Source organism: Geobacillus sp. ZGt-1 (assembly GCF_001026865.1).
GTDB lineage: Bacteria > Bacillota > Bacilli > Bacillales > Anoxybacillaceae > Geobacillus > Geobacillus thermoleovorans.
This window is the reverse complement of record NZ_LDPD01000013.1, coordinates 20,488-27,020: the sequence shown is the minus strand read 5'-3', so window position 1 is coordinate 27,020 and position 6,533 is coordinate 20,488. Positions and strand designations below refer to the sequence as shown.

The window sequence follows — 6,533 nt, the reverse complement described above, 5'->3', positions numbered from 1 at the left end:
GGACTTGGCCGAAAGCCCTCTGTTATTGCGGGCGGGACGCCTCTTCACGCAAGGCGCGGCGCAAAATTTTCCCGACGTTCGTCTTCGGCAGTTCGGCACGGAACTCGACAATGCGCGGCACTTTGTACGCCGCTAAGTTTTTTCGGCAATGGGCAAGAATTTCTTCTTCGCTTGCCTGCATTCCATCTTTTAAAACGATAATCGCCTTCACCGTTTCGCCGCGGTACGGATCAGGCACACCAACTGCCGCCGCCTCTTTCACCGCTGGATGTTCGTACAGCACTTCTTCGATTTCACGCGGATAAATGTTATAGCCGCCGGCGATGATCAGATCTTTTTTCCGGTCGACAATCGTCACATACCCTTCCTCGTCAATCGAAGCCAAATCGCCAGTGTACAGCCAACCGTCGCGCAGCGCCGCCGCCGTTTCTTCCGGCATGTTCCAATAGCCTTTCATCACTTGCGGTCCACGGATAATCAGCTCGCCGACTTCGCCTGGCGGCAGCTCTTGCGTGCCAGTCGCCACATCGACGACTTTGTACTCGGTCAGCGGCATGCCGATGCCGACCGTGCCCGGCTTGCGCGCCGCAAACGGCGGATTGCAATGCGTCACTGGCGAGGCTTCGGACAAGCCGTATCCTTCAAGGATAACCGCTCCCGTTTTCGCTTCGAAATCGCGCATCAATTCAAGCGGCATCGGCGCGCTGCCGCTGTTGCACGTTTTAATGCTACTGATGCCGTATTGCTCGACTCCAGGAGTATTTGTAATAGCGACATACATCGTCGGCACGCCTGGAAACACGGTCGGCTGCTTGTCGCGAATCGTCTCCAACACTTCTTTCAGCTCAAAGCGCGGCAGCAAAATGTTTTCCGCTCCTTGGTAAATGGCCAAGTTCATTCCCGACGTCATCGCGAACACGTGGAACAACGGGATGACAGTTAAATATCGCTCTTTCCCGAACTCAAATGTCCCTTTGAAAAATTCGGCGCATTGCAAGACGTTGGCGAAAATGTTGCGATGGGTGAGCATCGCCCCTTTTGAGCGCCCTGTCGTCCCGCCAGTATATTGCAACACAGCGACGTCATGCGTTGATTCGATCGACACCGGGCGCACAGCTCCGCTTCCTGCAGCAAGAAATTCGTCAAACGTGACATCTCCTTCAGCCAGCGAAACGGATGGCGGCGCTCCGAAGCTGACAGTGATCGCTTGTTTGACGGCTGTCTCCCCTCTGACGGCGGCAAGGCGCGGATAAAGCGGTTCATAAATGACGATCGTCTCGGCGCCGGAGTCTTTGAGCAAATAGGCAAGTTCGCGCTCAACAAGCATCGGGTTCACTTGTGTGACGATCGCGCCCGCCTGCAAAATGCCGTAGTAAGCGATGACATACTGCGGGCAGTTCGGCAGCATAATCGCGACGCGGTCGCCTTTTTGCACCCCAAGCGCCTGCAGGCTTGAGGTGAAACGGTTGACCGCCGCCTCAAGCTCGGCATAGGTGATCGTCTTGTCGTAAAATGTCAGCGCCGGCTGGGAGCCGAATTCCGCCGCTCGTTCATGCAGTACATCGCATACCGTTTTGTCGGGAATATCCATATAGAACGAAATGTGTTCCGGATAAAGAGACAACGCCCGTTTTTCGCTCATTTGCGTTTCCCCCTTTTTTAATTAAATGCCGGTCGCATGGCTGCCGCCGTCAACGACGAGGAGCGCGCCCGTGACAAAGGCGGACGCCGGGGAAGCGAGAAACAAGACGGCCCCTTTCAAGTCATCTTCGCCGCCAAAGCGGCCGAGCGGCGTATGCTCGAGCACTTTTTTCCCAACGCGTTCAAGAACGACTTTTGACATTTTCGTCGGGAAAAAGCCCGGCGCCACCGCGTTGACGCGAATGCCGTGCTTCCCCCATTTGGCTGCTAGGTCCCTCGTAAACGTAATAACCGCCCCTTTGCTCGTGTTGTAGCCGATCGTATTTAAAATGTCCGGGTGCGTGCCGCCAAGGCCAGCGACGGAAGCGATATTGATGATGGAACCGCCGGTTTGTTTGGCGATCATCACCTTGCCGACCGCCTGGCTCATGAGAAACGTGCCGGTAACGTTGACGTTGATCACCTTTTGCCATGCCTCAAGCGGCATTTCCTCGACCGGCGCTCCCCACGTCGCTCCGCTGTTGTTGACTAAAACGTCGATGCCGCCAAACTCTTTGACGGTCGTTTCGACGACATGTTTGACCTCCTCCGGATTCGTCACATCGCACCGCAGCGCCAGCGAACGGACGCCGAGCTGTTCAAGCTTTTCTTTCACTTGCTCGCACGCTTCCACTTTCCGCGAACAAACGACGACGTTCGCCCCGGCTTCGGCAAGACCGACGGCAATTTGCTCGCCGAGCCCGCGCCCACCGCCAGTGACAATGGCGGTTTTCCCCTCGATTTTAAATAAGTCCAACACATGCATACGACCACTTCCTCTCCCTTATTGTTGATATTGCCGCAATTCAAGCTTGGCAACTTGCTCTTTATGCACTTCGTCCGGCCCATCGGCCAGACGGAGCGTGCGCGAGTTCGCCCACATGGCGGCAAGCGGAAAATCGTTGCTCACCCCAGCGGCGCCAAACGCCTGAATGGCACGGTCGATGACCTTCAAAGCGACATTGGGCGCCACCACTTTAATCATCGCAATTTCTTTGCGCGCCGCTTTGTTGCCGACCGTATCCATCATGTACGCCGCCTTTAGCGTCAGCAAGCGCGCCTGCTCGATCTCAATGCGCGACTGGGCGATCCACTCGCGGATGACACCGTGTTCAGCGAGCGGCTTGCCGAACGCCACCCGCGACTGTACGCGCCGGCACATGAGTTCAAGCGCTCGCTCCGCCGCTCCGATGAGGCGCATGCAATGGTGGATCCGTCCCGGGCCAAGCCGGCCTTGAGCGATGGCGAACCCTTTTCCTTCGCCCCAAATGATGTTTTCTTTCGGCACGCGCACATGGTCATACGTAATTTCGGCATGCCCGTGCGGCGCATGGTCAAAGCCGAACACCGGCAGCATCCGTTCGATTTTCACGCCCGGCGTATCAAGCGGAACGATGATCATCGACTGTTGCTCATGTTTTGGCGCATCGGGGTTCGTTTTTCCCATCACGATGGCGACTTTGCAGCGCGGGTCGCCGGCGCCAGACGACCACCATTTCCGTCCGGTGATGACATACTCATCGCCGTCGCGAACGATCGAAGCGCGAATGTTCGTCGCATCGCTCGACGCGACATCCGGCTCCGTCATCGAAAAGCACGAGCGGATTTCTCCGTTCAAGAGCGGGATGAGCCACTTTTTCTTTTGCTCCTCTGTGCCATAGCGGACGAGCACTTCCATATTGCCCGTATCGGGCGCATTGCAGTTGAACACTTCCGGGGCGATGAGCGAGCGGCCCATTATTTCGCAAAGCGGCGCGTACTCCACATTCGTTAATCCCGCGCCGTATTCGCTGTCTGGCAAAAACAAATTCCAAAGCCCTTCTTTTTTCGCCTTTTCCTTCAATTCTTCGATGATCGGCGGCACGCCCGACCATCTCGACTCTTGTGTGTTCAGCTGCTCCTCATACACCCTCTCGTTCGGATAAATGTAATCCTCCATGAAAGCGCTTAATTTTTTGATCAACTCTTTCACTTTTGGTGAATAAGAAAAGTCCATATGCTCCCCTCCCTTTTATACTAACCGGTTGGTATGTTGTTTCTACTTTTACTATACCTCTACAAGAGGAAATATTCAATATTTTTCGATAAATACATCCGAATTTGCGCTTCCCATCTCCCCTGCTTCGCTGAGAAGACAGAGAAGATAAAAAAGGGCGAACAACCGCCCCGATTACGCCTTAACATACCGCTTGTATAGCGCTTGCGTGCCGCTGTTTTCCTCACCGGCTTGCGCCAACTCTTCGTACAGTTGCTTGGCGAGCGCCAGGCCTGGCAGCGGCAAGTTCATCCGCTCGGCTTCCTCAAGCGCAATTTTCATATCTTTAATGAAATGCTTGACGTAAAACCCAGGAGCAAAATCTCCTGACAACATGCGCGGCGCCAAGTTGCTCAGCGACCAGCTGCCGGCTGCCCCTTTGGCGATGCTTTCAAGCACTTTGAATGGATCAAGACCAGCCCGCTTCGCATACGCCATTGCCTCGCACACCCCAATCATGTTCGTCGCGATGGCAATTTGGTTGCACATTTTCGTATGCTGGCCGGCTCCAGCTCCTCCTTGCCGCACGATGTTCGTGCCAAGCCGCTCGAGAATCGGCTTGCACGCCAAAAAGACGTCCTCATCACCGCCGACCATAATCGTCAACGTTCCTTCGCGCGCGCCGATGTCGCCGCCGGACACCGGGGCGTCCAAAGCATGGATGCCCTTTTGCTTGGCCGCCTCGTAAATCGATTGCGCGAGCGTCGGCGTTGACGTCGTCATATCGATGACATATGTTCCCGGCCGCGCATTCTCCAAAATGCCACCCTCGCCGAAATACACTTGCTCGACATCGCGCGGATCGCCAACCATCGTCATGACGACATCCGCCTCCCGCGCCAAATCAGCAACCGTTTCCTTCCAAACCGCTCCTTCTTGAAGCAAGTCTTCCGCCTTTTCTTTTGTGCGTGTATAAGCTAGAAGTGGATAGCCCGCCTTCAGCAAGTGGCGCGCCATGCTTTTCCCCATGACGCCAAGGCCGATGAATCCGATCGTTTTCATCCGGTCTTCCCTCCTGTCGGTTTGCCTTAAATCGCCTTCACCATGCCGCCATCGACAATGAGCGCTTGACCAGTAACGTACGAATTCGCTTCGGACAGCAAGAAGACGACGACATTGGCAAACTCTTCAGGGGTTCCGTAGCGGCCGAGCGGAATGGCGCTTTTCATGCGCGCTTCCATTTCTTCTTTCGTAATGCCGAGTTTCTCGGCATTCACTTTGTCCAAAAAGGCGACGCGCTCCGTCGCGATCCGACCAGGAGCCACCGTATTGATTAAAATGCCATCCGGAGCCAGCTCAACAGCAAGCGTTTTCGTCAGCCCAACGATGCCAGTGCGGAACGTGTTGGATAAAATAAGCCCCGGAATCGGCTCTTTAATCGATGATGAGGCGATGTTGACAATTTTTCCTCCCTTTTTCTTTAAGTAAGGGAGCGCTTCGCGAATGAGGCGAATATAGCTTAACAAATTGAGCTCAAACGCATATTGCCAGTCTTCGTCGCTCACCGTTTCAAACGTTCCCGCCGGAGGGCCGCCGGCGTTGTTGACGAGCAAATCGATCGTCCCAAACGTCTCGACCGTTTTGGCGACAAGCTGGCGAATGTCGTCGGCGTTGGTGACATCTGTGCGCGTATAAGCGACGCGTCCCTTATGTAAACTGTTCAATTCTTCCGCCACTTCGTGCAACTTTTCTTCGTTTCGGCTCGTGATCATCACGTTTGTTCCTTCAAGCACAAGCGCTCGCGCAATCGCCTTGCCAAGCCCTTGGCTCGAGGCAGCGACAAGCGCCGTTTTTCCCGCCAATCCAAGTTCCATCGTCATCCCTCCAACAAAAGAATGGGTGTTAAGTAATTATATTCGCGATCATTCGTCATTTTCCTTCTTTGCGATCAGCGAAAAAAGTGATCCGCTGGGCGGATCACCTCTCTTCGAAAAACGACTGAAACCGTTTCATCCCTTCCTCGACATTAAGGCGGTCAACGTGAAACGGATTCGGATTGGCATCCTTCATCGGATCAGCATCAGTCCGCACCCCAATCGCCTCGGCGCCGTCGGCGGTCGGATCGTTGATGACGCTTTCGCGGGCGCCGTCGCGGTAAAACATGTGCGGGTGATCGTTTCGTCCACGCTCTGGCATCAAATTCCCCCCTTTTTCCGGTAGTGTTCCGTAAGACATGGAAAATCATTCACCGATCAGGGAAAGGCGGGGAAAAAGAAAGAGCCCGCGCATCGCAGGCTCCCCTTTTCCTTCCTAATCAACTTTCAAGCAGCAAATCTTCCGGATTTTCGATCAAGTCTTTCACCGTTTTTAAGAACCCTACGGCCTCTTTGCCATCGATGATGCGGTGGTCGTATGACAAGGCGACGTACATCATGGGACGGTTTTCGATCCGCTCTTCATCGACGGCGACCGGACGCAGTTTGATCGAATGCATCCCTAAAATGCCGACTTGCGGCCCGTTGAGAAGCGGGGTCGACAGAAGCGAACCGAACACACCGCCGTTCGTGATCGTAAACGTGCCGCCTTGCAAATCGGCGAGCGACAACTTGTTGCTGCGCGCTTTCGCTGCCAATTCGGCAATGTCGCGCTCAATTTCGGCGAAGTTTTTCCGGTCGCAGTCGCGCACAACCGGAACGACAAGCCCTTCATCCGTCGATACGGCAACGCCGATATCGTAATATTTTTTCAGCAAAATCTCATCGCCTTGGATCTCCGCGTTGACGTACGGATATTTTTTCAGCGCCGCGACAGCCGCTTTGACGAAAAACGACATAAAGCCAAGGCGGACGTCATGCTCTTCGAAAAATTTATCTTTTTT

Annotated in this window: 6 protein-coding genes and 1 pseudogene; all 7 read right to left on the bottom strand. The window is 54.6% G+C overall.

Annotated elements, in window-relative coordinates; genetic code table 11:
- Positions 1-22 precede the first annotated feature (22 nt).
- Positions 23-1,642, bottom strand: a complete 1,620-nt coding sequence (locus VU18_RS04345) for a long-chain fatty acid--CoA ligase (RefSeq protein WP_020278639.1) — start codon at positions 1,640-1,642, stop codon at positions 23-25.
- Positions 1,643-1,663: 21 nt separating this feature from the next.
- Positions 1,664-2,446 carry an SDR family oxidoreductase gene (locus tag VU18_RS04340; protein ID WP_020278640.1) on the bottom strand — a complete coding sequence of 261 codons (783 nt, stop codon included), beginning with the start codon at positions 2,444-2,446 and terminating at the stop codon, positions 1,664-1,666.
- A gap of 18 nt (positions 2,447-2,464) precedes the next feature.
- The gene (locus VU18_RS04335) at positions 2,465-3,676 is read right to left on the bottom strand and encodes an acyl-CoA dehydrogenase (RefSeq protein WP_011230528.1); all 1,212 of its coding nucleotides are present in this window, start codon (positions 3,674-3,676) and stop codon (positions 2,465-2,467) included.
- 174 nt (positions 3,677-3,850) lie between these two features.
- Positions 3,851-4,726 (bottom strand): annotated as a pseudogene (locus tag VU18_RS04330) (NAD(P)-dependent oxidoreductase); the annotation flags it as partial.
- 17 nt (positions 4,727-4,743) lie between these two features.
- Entirely contained in the window at positions 4,744-5,529 is a 786-nt protein-coding gene (locus VU18_RS04325) for an SDR family oxidoreductase (protein ID WP_011230526.1), read from the bottom strand.
- A 103-nt stretch (positions 5,530-5,632) separates the two neighbouring features.
- Complete coding sequence (locus VU18_RS04320) at positions 5,633-5,851, bottom strand: hypothetical protein (RefSeq protein ID WP_014195324.1); 219 nt, start codon at positions 5,849-5,851, stop codon at positions 5,633-5,635.
- Between the two features lie 118 nt (positions 5,852-5,969).
- Positions 5,970-6,533: 2-oxo acid dehydrogenase subunit E2 (locus tag VU18_RS19235; protein ID WP_047757782.1), on the bottom strand; the 564-nt coding region annotated here is incomplete at its 5' end.